This is a genomic window from Nocardioides zeae (genome assembly GCF_010686755.1).
Classification (GTDB): Bacteria; Actinomycetota; Actinomycetes; order Propionibacteriales; family Nocardioidaceae; genus Nocardioides; species Nocardioides zeae.
The window spans coordinates 35071-51401 of record NZ_JAAGXA010000008.1 but is presented as its reverse complement, the minus strand read 5'-3'; the positions used below and the strand labels follow the sequence as shown (position 1 = coordinate 51401).

General features: G+C 74.0%; 13 protein-coding genes. 5 read left to right on the top strand and 8 right to left on the bottom strand.

From position 1 onward, the window contains the following. The first annotated feature begins 246 nt into the window (after positions 1-246). Positions 247-510: a hypothetical protein gene (locus G3T38_RS12450; RefSeq protein ID WP_163772637.1), complete on the top strand. Its 264-nt coding sequence runs from the start codon at positions 247-249 to the stop codon at positions 508-510. 67 nt (positions 511-577) lie between these two features. On the opposite strand, the gene G3T38_RS12445 is transcribed toward G3T38_RS12450, so the two are convergent. Further along, entirely contained in the window at positions 578-2020 is a 1443-nt protein-coding gene (locus G3T38_RS12445) for an HNH endonuclease signature motif containing protein (protein WP_163772636.1), read from the bottom strand. A gap of 176 nt (positions 2021-2196) precedes the next feature. Next, a complete protein-coding gene (locus tag G3T38_RS12440) occupies positions 2197-2499 on the bottom strand; it encodes a DUF4333 domain-containing protein (protein WP_163772635.1) in 303 nt (100 codons plus the stop codon). Between the two features lie 167 nt (positions 2500-2666). Here G3T38_RS12440 and G3T38_RS12435 point away from each other — a divergent pair, with 167 nt between their 5' ends. Together G3T38_RS12435 and G3T38_RS12430 are read left to right on the top strand one after the other, a co-directional pair. Beyond that, on the top strand, positions 2667-4043 hold the full coding sequence (locus tag G3T38_RS12435; RefSeq protein ID WP_338037623.1) for a DUF445 domain-containing protein: 1377 nt from the start codon (positions 2667-2669) through the stop codon (positions 4041-4043). Beyond that, positions 4040-5071, top strand: coding sequence for an Abi-alpha family protein (locus G3T38_RS12430; RefSeq protein ID WP_338037622.1), 1032 nt, complete (start codon positions 4040-4042; stop codon positions 5069-5071). Before G3T38_RS12435 ends, G3T38_RS12430 begins: the two co-directional genes overlap by 4 nt. Before the next feature lie 44 nt (positions 5072-5115). Here G3T38_RS12430 and G3T38_RS12425 read toward each other — a convergent pair whose 3' ends face one another. Beyond that, positions 5116-6042 carry a LysR substrate-binding domain-containing protein gene (locus G3T38_RS12425; protein ID WP_163772634.1) on the bottom strand — a complete coding sequence of 309 codons (927 nt, stop codon included), beginning with the start codon at positions 6040-6042 and terminating at the stop codon, positions 5116-5118. Positions 6043-6135: 93 nt separating this feature from the next. Here G3T38_RS12425 and G3T38_RS12420 point away from each other — a divergent pair, with 93 nt between their 5' ends. After that, positions 6136-7275, top strand: a complete 1140-nt coding sequence (locus G3T38_RS12420; RefSeq protein WP_163772633.1) for a TDT family transporter — start codon at positions 6136-6138, stop codon at positions 7273-7275. Positions 7276-7312: 37 nt separating this feature from the next. Here G3T38_RS12420 and G3T38_RS12415 read toward each other — a convergent pair whose 3' ends face one another. Genes G3T38_RS12415 through G3T38_RS12395 form a run of 5 tightly spaced genes read right to left on the bottom strand, consistent with a single transcriptional unit; the run spans position 7313 to position 12566 of the window. Continuing rightward, positions 7313-8938, bottom strand: a complete 1626-nt coding sequence (locus G3T38_RS12415; protein ID WP_163772632.1) for a sodium:solute symporter family transporter — start codon at positions 8936-8938, stop codon at positions 7313-7315. After that, the gene (locus G3T38_RS12410) at positions 8935-9375 is read right to left on the bottom strand and encodes a hypothetical protein (protein WP_163772631.1); all 441 of its coding nucleotides are present in this window, start codon (positions 9373-9375) and stop codon (positions 8935-8937) included. The genes G3T38_RS12415 and G3T38_RS12410 overlap by 4 nt, the downstream gene beginning before the upstream one ends. Position 9376: 1 nt before the next feature. Then, on the bottom strand, positions 9377-10195 hold the full coding sequence (locus G3T38_RS12405) for a response regulator (protein WP_163772630.1): 819 nt from the start codon (positions 10193-10195) through the stop codon (positions 9377-9379). Positions 10196-10223: 28 nt separating this feature from the next. Next, on the bottom strand, positions 10224-11378 hold the full coding sequence (locus tag G3T38_RS12400; RefSeq protein WP_163772629.1) for a histidine kinase: 1155 nt from the start codon (positions 11376-11378) through the stop codon (positions 10224-10226). Between the two features lie 3 nt (positions 11379-11381). Then, entirely contained in the window at positions 11382-12566 is a 1185-nt protein-coding gene (locus G3T38_RS12395; protein WP_163772628.1) for a class I SAM-dependent methyltransferase, read from the bottom strand. A 246-nt stretch (positions 12567-12812) separates the two neighbouring features. Between G3T38_RS12395 and G3T38_RS12390 the strand changes: the two genes are divergently transcribed. Further along, on the top strand, positions 12813-16136 hold the full coding sequence (locus G3T38_RS12390) for a 5'-nucleotidase C-terminal domain-containing protein (protein WP_163772627.1): 3324 nt from the start codon (positions 12813-12815) through the stop codon (positions 16134-16136). Positions 16137-16331: the final 195 nt, after the last annotated feature.

Sequence of the window (16331 nt, the reverse complement as noted above, 5' to 3'; positions counted from 1 at the left end):
TCGCTGACGTCGAACGGCTTTCGGTGAGTCGCTCAGTACCCGGACCGCGCGAGTCCACACCGCGAACGCCCAGTTCAGGCGGGTTGGGCTCGGGTGGACTAGACCAGTTGCACTCGATTCTGTGCGTTCCTTGTCCGGCGCTCGGACCTCTGCTCAATTGGAGGGTCGGGCTCGCGGTGGCGGAGGCACGAGCGGCCGCGGCTCGGCCCTGTGACCGATGACCGACTCCACGACGAGAGGACCGCTGTGTACGCCACCCCCACCCGCCCCATGACCCAGGACGAGCTCGACATGATCTGCCGTGTCTGGGCCGACTGCGGGAGCGACGACTCCACCGACCGCTGGTTGCAGCTGTGGGACGGCGGCAGCTCCGCCGACGACCCCGAGACGCGCGACGCCATCATCGGGATCGCCGAGGCGTGCGGGCTCGAGACGAAGGTCGAGGACGGGGTGCTGCTGGTGCAGAAGACCCAGCAGCTCCACGACGAGATCGGGGCGCGCTGGATCTGAAGCCCTACGGCGGGCATGCTGCGCCGCCCGGCCACGGGGTGTGGGCGGGCGGCGGTGTGCTTGTCGCTCAGGTGGCGTCTGGTTCTCGCCCTGGCTCTGATGGCCAGGGTCGGGTGCCGTCGTGGTCGACGAGGTAGCGCAGGCCGAGCGGGCTGGTCCAGATGAGGGCGTGGGGTGGTTCGCCGTTGTTGGGGGCGGTGGGACGGTAGACCCACCGTTTCCCCGTCGCCATCTCGCGGTGGGTCTTCATGCGGTGGTGACGTCGACAGAGCGGAAACAGGTTCCGGGTGGAGGTCTGGCCGAGCGCTCCGTGCTGCTCATAGGCGTCGCAGTGGTCGAGGTCGGCGGTCCGTGAGGAGCGGGTGCAGTAGGGGAAGACGCACCTGGGCCAGCGGGCCCGGACGTGGTCGGCGATCCGGTCGGGCGGGGCGTAGCCGTTCACGGCGTCTTCGGTGGTGAGGTCGATGATCGGCCGGATGGTGATGGTGGTGTCGGGCGAGCCGCACCAGGACTGGACCTGCTCGACCGTCACGGCCCCGCGGGGCGCGCCTGGGGTGTCGAGGCGGGCGAGGTCGATGCCCGTCATTCCGGTGCAGGCATCGATCCCGGGACCGACCCCGTTCAGGGTGCCGGTGATCGCCGCCTGGTCGAGGTGCACGAACAGCACCACCTCCCGCCGCGCCCGCGTTGGCTTCTTCACGTCGTACTCCAACGTCGCGACACCCTCGCAGCGCCGCGCCATCTCACCCAGGGCCATCGACCGGCGGATATCCAGGTTCGGGTCGCAGCCGAGGTCGCCGAGCTGGCGGGCGACGTGCGCGATGGAGCGTTCGAGGTCGAGCGCGTCGGCGAGGTCGAGGCTGCCGTGGACGTTCACGGTGCCGCGCAGGGTCCCGGTCAGTGGGTCGGCGTAGCCGAGGTCGCCGAGGTCGATCGTCAGGTAGCGGTCGCCGTCAGCCTCGTGGCGCTCGGCCTCGGTGGTCTCGGGGTCGAACCGCGCTGCGGCCTCCGCCACCAGCCGGTCGACCTCGGGACCGGTGGCCTTGCCCGCGACGTACGCAATGTGCCGGTCGACGAACCCCGCCCCCTCGAACGTCAACGACCGCGTGGCCTGCGCGACCCGCCGACCCCGCCACACGTCGACCTCACCCGCAGCCATCCGCGCATGAACCCGCGGCAGCCGGTACCGCAGCTCGACCGCATCCCCGACCAACCGCCGCGCGGCGTCGAACGAGCAACCCCGCGCTGCGGCGATCTCGCTGATGCAGAACTCCGCGACCACCGGCGCCCCCGGCCCACCCAGCTCGAGGAACTGATCTCCAGTCAGAGCCTCGGCGTCCCACTCGCCCAGCGTCGTAAGGGGATCACCCACGACGGCGTCCGAGGTGTGCGCGGAAGCCCAGTCACCCACCGCGACGAACGCAGCCGCCTCCGCCACACGAGCCGCAGCCGTGCGCTCGCGGACCGCGTCGATCAACGCGGTCGCTGTGGTGTGGGTCCCCCGATCCATGCCCCCGACCCTAGTCGAACAGACATACGAACACCACCTCTCGATGGTGATCTGTGGATGACCGACCCGAGACCAGCGGCGAGTTGTCACGTACGCAGCGACGCCTCCCCCACTCGCACCACGGCGTACCTGACAACTCGACGCTCCTGCCGCGCCGTACGACCAAGCTCGACGCGTCAGTTGACCTCGTCGGCGACCTGGATGTCGAGGTCGACGCGGTCGCCGTCGACGCTCGTCACCTCGACCTCGACGTCGATGGTGCTGTCGTCGTCCGCGGTCAGGACGCAGGTCGTCGTCGCGCCCTCCTCGGCCTCGAGCTCGTCGGGGCAGTCGATGTCCTTCGGCGCCTGGCCGACGGTCTCGGTGAGGGACGACTTCACCTGGTCCTCGAGGTCGCCCTGGTCGACGGTGCCGCCGGAGCAGGCGCTGAGCAGGAGGACGGAGGCGCCGGTCGCGGCGGCGGCGAGGAGTCGGTTCACGGGGTGCGCCCTTCGGGAGGTGGTGGTGGGGTCCGACGCTAGTGCCGCCGCGCAACCCGGCGCGGTGCCGTGACCTGTCGTGCTCCTCGCCGTTCACCGATGTGACAGCATGGATGTCACGTTCCTGCCCGTCGGACCGGGTCCGCGACGCCCCTCCGGACGCTACGGTGCGGGCAGGACTGACCAGCGGCAACGACGCCGTGCGGCACGAGGTGGTGAGGTCGACGCTCGAAGCAGCGCTGGACTGGCTGCGCGACTACCTCGCGCACATGAACTGGGTCCACTTCTGGTCCATCCCCGTCTTCACCGCCGTCGTCGGCTGGCTCATCAACTGGTCGGGCCTGTGGATGCTCTTCTCCCCGACGCACTTCCACGGGTTCCGCGTGCCCGGTCTCAAGGAGCTGGCGACGGTGTCGCCGCGCAAGGTGCAGGAGATCCCCGGGTTCCTCGCGGGCGGTCTCGGGTGGCAGGGGATCGTGCCCGCTCGCGCCGGGAAGATGGGCAGCATCGCCGTCGACAAGGCGATCGCGAAGCTGGGCACGCCCGCGGAGTTCTACCAGGAGCTCGAGCCGGAGAAGATCGCCGAGCACATCGTCGAGATGTTCTCCCCGGACATCCCGGACCTCGTGAACCAGGTGATGGAGCGCGAGCACCCGCGGCTGTGGCACGACCTGCCGCGCCCGGTCCGCTCGGCCGTCGTGGAGCGGGTGCAGGCGCAGCTCCCGCAGGTGGTACGCCGCGTGACCACCGAGATCGGCATCCACATCGACCAGCTGCTCGACCCGAAGATCATGGTGATCGACCACTTCGAGCAGAACCCCGACCTCGTCGTCCGGATCTTCCGTGACTTCGGTGCGCGCGAGCTGCGGCTGATGGTGGTCTTCGGGGCGATCTTCGGCTTCCTGCTCGGCATCCCCGTCGCGATCATCGACCACGCGTTCGGCCAGTGGTGGGCGCTGCCCGTCATGGGCGTCATCGTCGGCTGGATCACCAACCTGCTCGGCATGTGGCTGATCTTCGACCCGCCGGAGCCGCGCAAGATCGGGCCCGTCACGCTGCAGGGCCTCTTCCCGAAGCGCCAGGCCGCCGCGGCGGAGATCTACGCCCAGCACATCGCGAGCGACGTCATCACGCTCGAGCGCATCGGCGACTTCCTCCTCGACGGCCCCCGCGGCGACCGCACCCGGCAGATGCTCGCGACCGCGCTCAAGCCCGCCATCGACGGCGCCATCGGCCCGGCCCGGGCCGCCGTGCGGGTCGCCGTGGGCACGGCCCGCTTCGACACCATCAAGGACTCCGTGGCCCAGGAGGCGGTGGGCCGCACGCTCAAGCCGTTCCAGGATCCCGCGTTCTCCGCCCGCCAGTCGGAGAAGATCCGCACCCTGATCGCGCAGCGCACGAAGGAGCTCCCGCCGCGGGACTTCGTCGAGATGATGCGAGCGGCGATCAAGGAGGACGAGTGGATGCTCTACGCTCACGGCGCGATCATGGGAGCGGCCGGAGGGTTCCTCCACCTGTGGATCTTCGGAGTGGGGGGTCAGTGAGCGACAGCGGTCAGCACCGTCCTCCGCGCGCCCTGCCCCCGCCGCGCCGCCGCGGCTTCGCAGCCCTCGTCCCCGCTCGGCGCAGCTCGCTCGTGCCCACCGCCCTGATGCCCACGGCCCTGGCCGACGCGATCTCCGACCGGGTGCCGGCGTCGTTGAGCCCGGCCGTCGACGCGCTGCCCGGGCTCGCCCGGATCGCGGCGTCCACGGCGCTGCACACCGCCGAGTGGGGGGTCACGGCGTCGACGCGCACCGGCCTCAAGCTCGCCCGCGCCATGGTGGACCCGCAGGCGGCCGCCGAGCTGTCCCGCGACCTCAACGAGGCCGCGTCCGTGGTCGCCGGGATCGCGAAGGGCGTGTCGTCGGGGCTCCCGCTGTCGCAGGCGGTCGCCCAGCTGCGGCTGCCGGACGAGACGGCGACCCCGCCCGTCCCCGAGGGCGGCGGCCTGTCCCGTCGGGAGTCCGAGGCCGAGCGCCTCCGCGCGAAGGGCGCCAAGCTGCTCGAGCAGTCGCGCGACGTGTGGCACCCGGAGACCGGGCACCCGGCCTACGAGCGCATCCTCGGCGACCTCGCCCCCGACGAGGCGCGCATCATCGTGCTGCTCCTCAAGGACGGCCCGCAGCCCTCCGTCGACGTCCGCACCGGTGGACCGGTCGGCATGGTCAACTCGCAGCTCGTCGCGCGCGGCCTCAACATGATCGGCGCCCGGGCCGGTCTGCGGCACGTGGACCTCGTGCCGCAGTACCTCAACAACCTCTCCCGCCTCGGCCTCGTCTGGCAGTCGTCGGAGGCGCTCGAGGACCTCCTGCGCTACCAGGTCGTCGAGGCCCAGCCCGACGTGCTCACCGCGATGCACTCGGTGAAGTTCCCCAAGGTGCTCCGCCGCAGCCTCCACCTCACGCCCTTCGGCGTGGACTTCGCGCGCATGTGCTTCACGACGGAGGACGAGGCGACCGCCGCCGCGTTCCCCGCCCACCTCGCGCCGCCGGCTGCCGCCGGCGAGAAGCAGCTGCCCCGCGGCCGCTGAGGCCCGACGGACCGCGCGGGACGAACCCGTTGCGTACGCCGCGGCTACCGCGCCGTCGCGGTCGGCGGTGCCGGTCGGGCTCGGTGCGGCGGCACGCGCCCGGCGATGCCGAGCAGGTCGCGGACGGGGCCCGCCGGGGGAGGGTTGCCCCCGAGCCAGACGGCGTGGAAGTGCCGGGTCAGGTCGACGCCCCGCACGGGCAGCACGACGAGGTCGCTCGCCCCGGCGAGGGCGAGGTCGCTGAGCAGGGCCGGGGCGCCACCCGCCCGTACCGTCGCGACGACGGCGGCGTTGGTGGTGAGCTCCACCTCCGGCGCGGCGAGGGCGTGCCCGGCGGCGCGGAACGCGTCCTCCGCGACCTGGCGGGTGCCGGACCCGGGTTCGCGGCTGGTGAGCCGGCGGCCGCTGACCGCCGCGGCCGTCACCGTGCGCCGCCCCGCCCACGGGTCGTCGGGGGCGACGACCAGGGTGAGCCGGTCGTTCCCCACGACCCGGCGGGCGAGGCCGACGAGGTCGCCCGATCCCTCGGTGAACCCGACGTCGGCCTCGCCGCGGCGCACCGCGTCGAGCACGGCGCCGGTGTTGGCCGCGACGAGCGAGGCGTGCACGGCGCGCTCGCTCCTCAGCCGCACGAGCCACCGGGGCACGAGGTGCTCGGCGGTCGTCATGGACGCATAGACGTGCAGCTCGCCGGAGCGTTGGTCGCGGAGGGTCTGCACCGCGGCCTCCATCTCGTCGGCCCGCGCCAGCAGCGCGGTGCTCCACTCCACGACGAGGCGACCGGACGGGGTCAGCGTCGAGCCCGACGGGCCGCGCTGCAGGAGCGGCAGCCGCAGCTCGGCCTCCATGGTGCGCAGCCGTTGCGACGCCGCCTGCTGCGACACCCCGGCCTCGCGCGCGGCCGTCCCGATGCTGCCCGTGCGCGCCACGGCCTCGAGCAGGCGGAGCGAGTCCAGGTCGGGGAGAGCCACAAGCCGACCTTACCGCTGGCCACAGGATCCCCTTGTGAGGTCACAAGCGCGGAGCGGGTTCTCGCCGGGGCCTGCCGCCAGCACGCTGGTGCCATGACCACCCTCAGCGCCGAGCGTGACCCGCGCGCCGGCATCCCGCGCACCGGCTTCCTGCGCGACCTGGGCGGCGCCCCGGCCCTCGGCCACATCGGGCCCAACTGGTTCGCGCCGGTCATGGGCACCGGCATCGTCGCCGTCGCGCTCGCCTCGTTGCCGTTCGACCTGCCCGGCGCGGTGCCCACGGCCCTGGCCTTCTGGCTGCTGGCCGCGATCGCGCTGCTCGCCGTGGCCGCGGCGACGCTCGGCCACTGGCTGCGGCACCCCGCCACCGCGCGCGGCCACCTCGCCGACCCGGTGATGGCGCACTTCTACGGCGCCCCGGCCATGGCGCTGATGACCGTGGGGGCAGCGACGCTGCTCGTGGGCCACCGGGTGCTCGGCCCCGGCCCGGCGCTCGCGGTGGACGCGGTGCTCTGGACCGCGGGCACTGCGCTCGGCCTCGTCACGGCGGTGCTCGTGCCCTGCGCGGCGTTCACGCGTCACGACGTCGGCGTGGACGCCGCGTCGGGAGCCTGGCTGATGCCCGTCGTCCCGCCGATGGTGAGCGCCGCGACCGGCGCCCTGCTCGTCCCGCACCTGCCCGCCGGTCAGGCCCAGCAGACGTTGCTGGCGGTCGCCGCCATGTTCGTCGGCGTCAGCCTGCTGGCCAGCGCGACGACCATCGTGCTCATCTGGCACCGGCTGCTGCGTCACGGTGTCGGCGCCGCAGCCGCCGTCCCGACCTTGTGGATCGTGCTGGGGCCGCTCGGGCAGTCGATCACGGCGACGCACCACCTGGGTCGGCTCGCCCCCGACGTGGTCGGCGGGCCCACCGGACGGGTGCTCGAGGTGGCCTCGCTGCTCTACGGCCTGCCGGTGCTCGGGTTCGCGCTGCTGTGGCTGGCGCTCGCGTCGGCCCTCACGCTCCGCACGGCCCGGGTCGGGATGCCGTTCGGCCTCGCCTGGTGGTCGTTCACCTTCCCGGTGGGCACCCTCGTCACCGGTGTCGCGGGGCTCGCGGACGTCACGCACCTCGTGGCGCTGCAGGTCCTCGCGGGGCTGCTCCTCGTCCTCCTCCTCGGTGCCTGGGCCACGGTCGCCGCGCGCACGCTGCGCGGGATCCACCGCGGCACGCTGCTCGTCGCGCCCCGCTGACCGACCCCGCTGACCGGCCCCGAGGAGGTCGCCCGCCTCACCCCCGGTCCAGCGGCACGTTCTCGGGCGTGTGCAACCGCACCATGAACCGGTCGACCCCGGCCGGCACGCGGCGCGGCGTCGCCCGGCTGACGAGCACCATGACGGCGAACGCGAGCGGCACGCTCCAGGCGGCGGGCTGGGTGAGCAGCGCCGTGCCCCACCCGCCGCCCGCGTCGGGCACCAGCAGCGCGGCGACCACACCGACGCCGGAGCCGACCCCGCCCACGACGAGCCCGGCGAGCGCGCCGACGTCGGTGAGGCCGCGCCACCAGATCCCCAGGACGAGGAGCGGGCAGAACGTGGAGGCGGCCACGGCGAAGGCGAGGCCCACGGAGCGCGCCACGGGGAGACCGGGGGAGACGAGGGCGGCCGCGCAGGGGACCGTCACCGCCAGCACCGCGCCGACCCGGAAGGCCGTCACGGGCTCGACCCGCCAACGCGGCAGCCGCTGTCGCACCGGAGCCGGTACGCCGCGCCCCGCCACCGTGCGCCCCCCGCGTCCCGAGGGGGTCACCGCCTGGCTCAGCACCCCCGCGACGGCGATGGTGAGGCCCGAGGAGGTGGAGAGGAACGCGGCGAACGCCCCCGCGGTCAGCACGGCCGTGAGGGAGTCGGCGAGCAGCCCGTCGGTCATGAGGCCCGGCAGGCGCAGCACCATCGTGTCGGCGCCGTCCAGCCCGCCGTCGGTGTCGTAGGCGCGGCCGAGCGCGCCGTACACGGGGGGAAGCAGGTAGAAGAACCCCAGCAGGCCGAGCACCCCGAGGGTCGTCCGGCGGGCGGCGCGCCCGTCGGGGTTGGTGTAGAAGCGCACGACCACGTGCGGCAGGCCCATGGCGCCGAGGAACGTGGCGACCATGACCGAATAGGTGAGGTAGAGCCCCTCCGGCCCGGCGGCCAGCCCGGAGATGCCGCCGCCGAACGGCGTCGACCAGCTGTCCCCGCCGCCGTCCCCGCCGCCGGCGATCCCGGTGCCGAGGTCCCGCGGCAGCGGGCGGCCGTCGCCGTGCCACACCACGACGAGCACCGCCAGCGGGGCGAGGAGGGCGGTGAGCTTGAGCCAGTACTGGAACGCCTGCACGAAGGTGATCGACCGCATCCCGCCCGAGGCCACGCCGACGAGCACAACGAGCGCGACGACCGGTCCGCCGAGCCACGACGGCGCGCCCGTCACGACCGCGAGCGTCAGTCCCGCGCCCTGGAACTGCGGCAGCAGGTAGAGCCACCCGATCGTCACCACGAGCAGCGCGGAGACCGCACGGACCCGCCCCGACGCCAGGCGCGCCTCGGCGAAGTCGGGCAACGTGTAGGCCCCCGACCGGCGGAGCGGGGCCGCGACGAGGGCGAGCAGCACGAGGTAGCCGGCGGTCCAGCCGACCGGGTACCAGAGCATCTCCGCGCCGTAGGCGAGCACGAGCCCCGCGACACCGAGGAAGGACGCCGCCGAGACGTACTCCCCGCCGATGGCCGACGCGTTGAGCATCGGTCGCACCCGGCGCGAGGCGACGAAGAAGTCGCTCGTCGTGCGCGACGACCGGAGCCCCCAGGCGGAGATCACCAGCGTCACGGCGACGACCGCCGCGACCGCCGCGGCCCCCCAGCGCGGGTCGAGCGGGTCGCTCACGCGTCGGCTCCCGGTGGCCCCGGTGGCCCCGGTGGCCCCGGCGGCTCGTCGCGCGCGACGAGCTCGGCGAAGTCCCGCTCGTTGGACTCGGAGCGCCGCACGTGGAGCCAGCCGAGCACGAACAGGAACGGGTAGACCGCCCCCGCCAGCACCGCCCACGCCAGGGGCACCCCCAGCACCCGTACGTCGGCGAGACCGGGCGCGAGGTAGAACACGGCGGGCAGCGAGCCGAGCGTCAGGGCGAGCGCCCCCACGACCGCCAGCCCGAGCCGCAGCTGCTCGGCGAGCAGCGAGCGCAGGTACACCTCGCCGACCGCCGTGCCCGCGTCGATCTGCTCCGCGCCGGTGGCGCGACGGGCGCCCCGCCGTGGCGGGCCCGTGACCCGCACGCGCTCCGACGGGGGCCGGGGACCGGGCGTGCCTGGGACGTCCGGCACGTCAGCGTGCCCCGACGTACCCGGCCAGCACCTCGCGCAGCGTCCGCGTGTGCCGGCGGCTGACGCCCAGCTCGGTGCCGTCGACGAGGACGGTGCACCGCCCCGCCTCCATCCGCACCTCCTGCACGTGGCCGAGCGCCACCAGCAGCGAGCGGTGCACCCGCACGAACCCGGCGTCGGCCCACTCCTCCTCGAGGGTGGCGAGCGGCGTCCGCACCAGGTACGACGCGGACTCGCCCTCCACACGGGCGTGGAGCCGCGCGTAGTCGCCCTGGGCCTCGACGTGGGTGATCGCCGAGCGGGGCAGGAACCGGGTGACCCCGCCCCGCTCCACGCGGACCTGCTCGTCGGGGACCGGGCGGGGGCCGGCCTGCGCGGGCGTGGCCCGTGCACGGCGGTCGAGCACGCGGCGCACGGCCTCGGCGAGGCGGTCCTCCCGCAGCGGCTTGAGGAGGTAGTCGACGGCGCTGAGGTCGAACGCCTCGAGGGCGTGCTCCTCGTGGGCGGTCACGAACACGACCGCGGGCGGCTCGCGGAAGGCGGCGAGCACACCGGCCAGCTCGAGTCCCGTGAGGCCGGGCATGGCGATGTCGAGGAAGACGACGTCGATGCCGCGGGCGGTCCCGTCGGGGCCCTCGGGGCCGCCGTCGTGGAGCACGCGGAGCGCCTCGGTCGCGGACGGGCTCGTCACCACGCGGCCGATCCGGGGGTGCCGCTCGAGCAGCCAGGCGAGCTCGTCGCGGGCGGGCTGCTCGTCGTCGACGACGAGCGCGACGAGCCCCGGCGTCCCCGGAGCTGCGGGCGGAGTGGCCTGGGTCACGGGGGCGACGGTAGCGGGAGCGGCCGGATCACGCGTGGACGCCCGGCGCGAACTTCGGGATCTGCACGACCACCTTGGTCCCGGCGCCGGGCGCGGTCTCGACGACGAGGCCCGCGTCCTCGCCGTACGTCGCGCGCAGGCGTGCGTCCACGTTGCCGAGCCCCACGGAGGGGTGGGCGCCCTCCGACGTGCCGGGGGAGTCGGCGGAGCCCGCCGTGCCGGCCAGCACGCGCGCGATGCGGGTGGGGTCCTCGCCGGCCCCGTCGTCCTCGATCTCGACGACGCAGGTGCGTCCGAGGTCGCGGGCCACGATGGAGACGGTCGTGACCGGTCGCGGCGAGCCGGCGAGGCCGTGGCGCACGGCGTTCTCGACGAGGGGCTGCAGGCACAGGAACGGCACGGTCACGCCGAGCACCTCGGGAGCGATCCGGAGCCGCACCGCGAGCCGGTCGCCGAAGCGCGCCTGCTCGAGCACCAGGTAGCGCTCGATGGCCCGCAGCTCCTCGGCCAGCGTCGTGAACTCGCCGTGGCGACGGAAGGAGTAGCGCGTGAAGTCGGCGAACTCGAGCAGCAGCTCGCGGGCGCGGTCGGGGTCGGTGCGCACGAAGGAGGCGATGGCGCCGAGCGAGTTGTAGATGAAGTGCGGGCTGATCTGGGCGCGCAGCGCCCGCACCTCGGCCTCGACGAGCCGGGTGCGCGAGGCGTCCAGCTCCGCGAGCTCGAGCTGGCCGGAGACCCACACGGCCACCTCGTCGGTGGCGCGCACGAGCCGCCCCGTCACCTGCGGGGCGAGCACGGCGAGGGTGCCCACCACGTCGTCCTCGACGACGAGGGGGCTCGCGATCGCGCCGCGCAGCACGCAGTCGGCGGCGGCGCAGCGGAGGTCCGCCGAGGTGGCCAGCGCCGTGCTGCCCGCGGCGACGGCCCGCGCGGCGAGCGCGGCGAGGTGCTCCTCGTGGTGGGAGCCCGCGCCGTCCCAGGCGAGCACCGCGGCCGGACCGGTCAGGCCCACGCCGGGCGTGCCGAGGAGCGCGCGCAGGTGGCCGACCGCGCGGGCGGCGCTGTCGGGCCGCAGCCCCTCGCGCAGGGCGGGAGCGGCGAGCGACGCGGTGTGCAGCGTGCGGAAGGTGGCGCGGTCGGCCTCGGTGCCGAGCTCGGTGCGCCGCCGGCTCCAGCGGGCCACGGGTCAGCGGAAGCGGATCAGCAGGTCGGGGTCGTCGGGCCCGTCCTGGTCGGCGGCGGCGCTCGTCTCGCCGAGCACGCGGAAGCCGCTGAGCGGCTGGGTCTGCTCGTCGTGGGAGGTGCGGGAGGCACGGGAGGAGCCGACGGACCCGTCCACGGCGAGCGGGGCGCGCACCGGCGGGATCTCGCCGGTGTCGACGACGTAGGTGATGATCCCCTCCGCCGTGTCGCCCATGTCGAACGTCGGCCGGGGCCGGACGGGCGGCGCGGGATAGGTGCGGGCGTCGGTGCCGTGCACCGCGGCGCGCAGGGCGTCCGCGTCCATCGCCTCGGTCGTCTCGCCGGCCTCGCTCCCGACCCCGGCGTCGCTGTCGGCGTCGCTGTCGGCGTCGCTGTCGGCGTCGCGAGCCGCGTCGACGTCGTACGGCGCGGGGCCGGCGTCCGCTGCGGTGTCAGCCGGGCGGTCCGTGTCCACGGGCGTCGCGCGGGTCGCGGAGTTGCGCGCCGCCCGCTCGGCGAGCGCCGCTGCCTCGGCGGCGGCACGGGCCCGCTCGGTGACCATCGCCCACGCCTCGCCGAGGACGGGGGCGCGGTAGCAGTGGCTGATCCAGGGCAGCTGCATGCCGTCGGGGCCGCGGCCGTAGTCGTCGTAGAGCCGCTCGGCCTCCTCGACCGCACGGGCCGACTCGGACTGGCTGCGGGCGAGCACCGCCGGCAGCGCGCGCACGACGTCGGCCAGCGTCTCGCGGGTGACGACCTGCCAGTGCCGGAAGGTGTCGGTGGAGACGGGGCCGAAGTACGGCGAGGTCTCCATCGGGCCCGACGGGTCGACCGGGTCGGGGAGCCGCAGGGCGGCGCGGAGCTTGCGCACCCACGGGATGCGGTGGTCGTGCGCCTGCACGAGCACCGCGACCTGGCCGCCGGGCCGCAGCACGCGTGCGGCCACCTCGGGCTCGGGGCAGAGGTCGAACGACACGATCGCGTCGACCGATCGGTCCGGCAGGCTCATGGTGCCGTCGAGGCTGGAGCGCACGTCGTACCCGAGCGCCGCGAGGGCCTCCTCGAGCGGCGCGGTGCTGCGGGGATCGCCCACGAGCACCACCGTGCGCCCCGACGGGCCGGCCAGCCAGGCGGCGGCGTCGGGGGGGAAGGCGGAGGCGGCGCGGGTGCGGTCGGACAGGCGGTCCATGGTGCGCCCGAGGCTACCGGCGGACGCGGGACGCGGTCGCTCGCCACGCCGTCGCCTCGACGGTCGAGGCGACGCTCCTGACGCTCCGTCGGCCACGGACTCGGGCCGTCCGCTTTCTCAGTTCGTTACGGATCCTTCATCTCCGTACACGTATCCCTCAGGAGATTCACGGGTTAGCGTGCCGAGGCCACCCCTTACCTTCCGAGAGGTAGACCGTTGTCCCGTTCCCAGACCCACCGCCTGCGCGTGAGCGCTGCCCGGCTGTCGGCGCTCGCCGTCACGGCCGGTCTGTGCGCCGTCGTGCCGGTGGCGCTCGCGCCGTCCGCGAGTGCAGCTCCCGTCTCGATCCAGCTCCTCAACTTCAACGACTTCCACGGCCGCATCGACGCGAACACCACCAAGTTCGCGACCACGATCGAGCAGCTGAGGGCGCAGAACCCGAACACGCTCCTCATGAGCAACGGCGACAGCATCGGGGCGAGCATCTTCGCCTCGGCCGTGCAGGAGGACGTGCCGACGCTCGAGGTGCTCAACGCCCTCGAGGTCGCGACGTCGGGCGTGGGCAACCACGAGTTCGACCAGGGCTACGACAACCTCACCGGTCTCGTCGCGGACACGGTCGACTTCGACTACCTCGGGGCGAACGTCTACGAGAAGGGCACGGACACGCCGGCCCTGCCGGAGTACGCCGAGTTCGAGGTCGGCGGCCTGACCGTCGGCGTCGTCGGCGCCGTGACGCTCGAGACGGCCGACATCGTCTCGCCCTCGGGCATCGAGACCATCGACTTCGGCGACCCCGTCGAGGCGGTCAACCGCGTCGCGGCCCAGCTCTCCGACGGCGACGCCAGCAACGGCGAGGCCGACGTCATCGTCGCGCAGTACCACGAGGGCGCGAACCTGACGACCGGGCTCGACGCGGCCAAGGCCGACCGTCCCGAGTTCGCCGAGATCGTCGACGGGACGAGCGCCGCGGTCGACGTGATCTTCACGGGCCACACCCACCAGAAGTACGCGTACGACGCGCCGGTCCCCGGCACGGAGCGCACGCGTCCGGTGCTGCAGACGGGCCAGTACGGCGAGAACATCGGCCAGGTCAACCTCACGGTCGACAGCGAGACCGGCGAGGTCACGGCGTACACGCAGCAGAACGTCGCCCGCGTCGCCACCGCCGACACCACGCTGCCGCGCGTGGCCGCGGTCGACGCGATCACCAAGGAGGCCCTGGAGTACGCGGCCGAGGTGGGCAACGAGCCGGTCGGCGAGATCACGGCCGACATCACCCGCGCCTACAGCGCCCCGGGCACGACGGACCGCTCCGTCGAGTCGACCCTCGGCACCCTCGTCGGCAACGCGCTGCGCGACGGCGTCCCGGAGAACATCGGCACGCCCGACCTCGGCATCACCAACCCCGGTGGCCTGCGCGACGACCTGCTGTTCGCGGGCAACACGGCGAGCAACCCGGCCAACACCGACGGCGTCGTCACCGTCGCCGAGGCCAACAACGTGCTGCCCTTCCTCAACAACGTCTCGCTCGTCGAGCTCACGGGTGCCGAGCTCGCGCAGGTCTTCGAGCAGCAGTGGCCCGTCGAGGGTCGCAGCTCGACGCTGCGCCTCGGCACGTCCGACAACGTCGCGATCACGACGAACCCGTCGGCCCCGGCCGGCAGCCGCGTCGAGAACATCTGGGTCGACGGCGTGCTCGTCCAGCCCGAGGAGACCTACACGGTCTCGACGTTCAGCTTCCTCGCGGGCGGCGGCGACAGCTTCACTGCCTTCAAGGAGGGCACCACGCGCGACACCGGTCTCGTCGACCGTGAGCTCTGGTTCTCCTACCTCGACGACGCCAGCCCGATCGAGCCCGACTTCGCCAAGCACCAGATCGTCGCGCCCGGCATGCCCACCGTGCTCGGGATCGGCGACGCCGCCGAGATCAGCGTGAGCAACCTCGACCTCACCTCGCTGGGCTCGCCCGCGAACACCGACCTCACGGCCTACGTGGTCGACGAGGAGGGCGAGGTCGTCGACGTCGCCGGCGAGGCCACGGTCACCGCCGGCGCGGCGACGATCGCCGTCGAGGTCCCGCTGTCGGCCTACGAGGGCGACGAGATCTACCTGGTCGCCGAGCCCACGGGCACGGCCGTCGGCCCGATCGCCGTCGTCGACGAGCGCACCGCCTCCACCGCCACCGGTCCGGCCACGGCCGTCACCACCACCGTCGGCAAGGGCGTGCAGGTCCCGATCCGCATCACGTCGGACGCCACCGCGACCGGCACGGTCGAGATGCGCTGGAACGGCTACCGCCAGACGGCCACGGTCGTCAACGGCGTCGCCCGTCCCACCGTGCCGAGCAACTGGAAGCCGGGCACCTACAACATCGGCTTCTACTACAGCGGTGACGCCCAGACCGCCCGCTCCGCCGTCGGCGTGCGGGTCACGATCGGCCGTGCGCCGTCCGTGGTCCTGCTGACGGTGCCGAACCCGGTGAAGGCCGGCGCCACGCCGACCCTCGGGATCCAGGTCGGCAACTCCAGCGGGGTCCCCTACACGGGTCGCGCGAACATCTCCTACGGCGGCAAGGGCTACCAGGTCCTCGTCGTCAGCGGTCGCGCGAACTTCAAGATGCCCCCCGGCCGGGTGGGCAACCACCTGATCACGGTCTGGATCGACGGCAACGCCCTCACGGCGCCGTCGGCCTCGACCCGCGGGGTCCGCATCATCCGCCCCCCCCCCGGCGTCGACCCCCCCGGGGGGGGGTGGCGTCCGCCGGCTTCTTCCCCCCCCCCCCCCCCCACGACCGACGTGTTCCGGCGGTCGGTCGCTACCCTCGCGCTCGTGCCCGACGTCGCGCCCGACCCGCTCATCCACCTCGTCGCCCTCGAGGGGGTGGGCTCGGCGTACGCCGCGGCGCGGGACGGCATCGACGTGATGCTCCGCGACCGGGGGCTGCGCCGCACGTCCCCGGAGCTCACCGCCGAGTCGCTGCTGCGGGGTGCGCACGCCAGCGCGGTGCTGGAGGGATCGGGCTCGACGCTCGCGGAGGTGCGCGAGGGCACGGGCGACGAGATCGCCCAGGACGCCGTGCGGGTCTCCACCGAGCTGCTCGGGCTCGCCCCCCAGCTGCGCACGGCACCGCTCATGGCCTTCGCGCGGCTGCACGCGCTGGCAGCGACGGGCTCGCTCCCCGACGAGCGCCGCGGGCGACCGAGGGACGCCGAGAGCGCGGCACGGCTGCGGAGCACCGCCGAGCTGCTCCTCACCTCGCGGGAGGTGCCGGCGCTGGTCGTGGCGGCCGTCGTCCACGCCGAGATCGCCTGCGCCGCCCCGTTCCCGTCCCACAACGGCATCGTGGCCCGGGCGGCCGAGCGCCTGGTGCTCGTCGCCCGCGGGCTCGACGAGAAGTCGCTGGTGGTCCCGGAGGCGGGACACCTGGCGGTGCGTGCCGAGTACGAGTCCAACCTGCGGGGCTACCGCAGCGGCAGCGCGTCCGGTGTGCACGCCTGGCTGCTCTACGCCGCCGAGGCCTACGCGGCGGGGGCCGAGGCGAGCCCCTTGCGACGCGACGCGAGCTGACGGGGAGCGCTGCCCGAGCACAGCAGACGGCCCCCGGAATCGCGTGGATCCGGGGGCCGTCGCTGACACGCACCGCCACTGGCTACCAAGCGTGCACTCGTATGCAGCCTCGGGAGTCTCCCGTCGACATGCGCCCTGTCAGAAGGGTGGGTCGCCGCGTGGGTACCTGGGTGGAGCGTGAAGCCTCTGTGGATT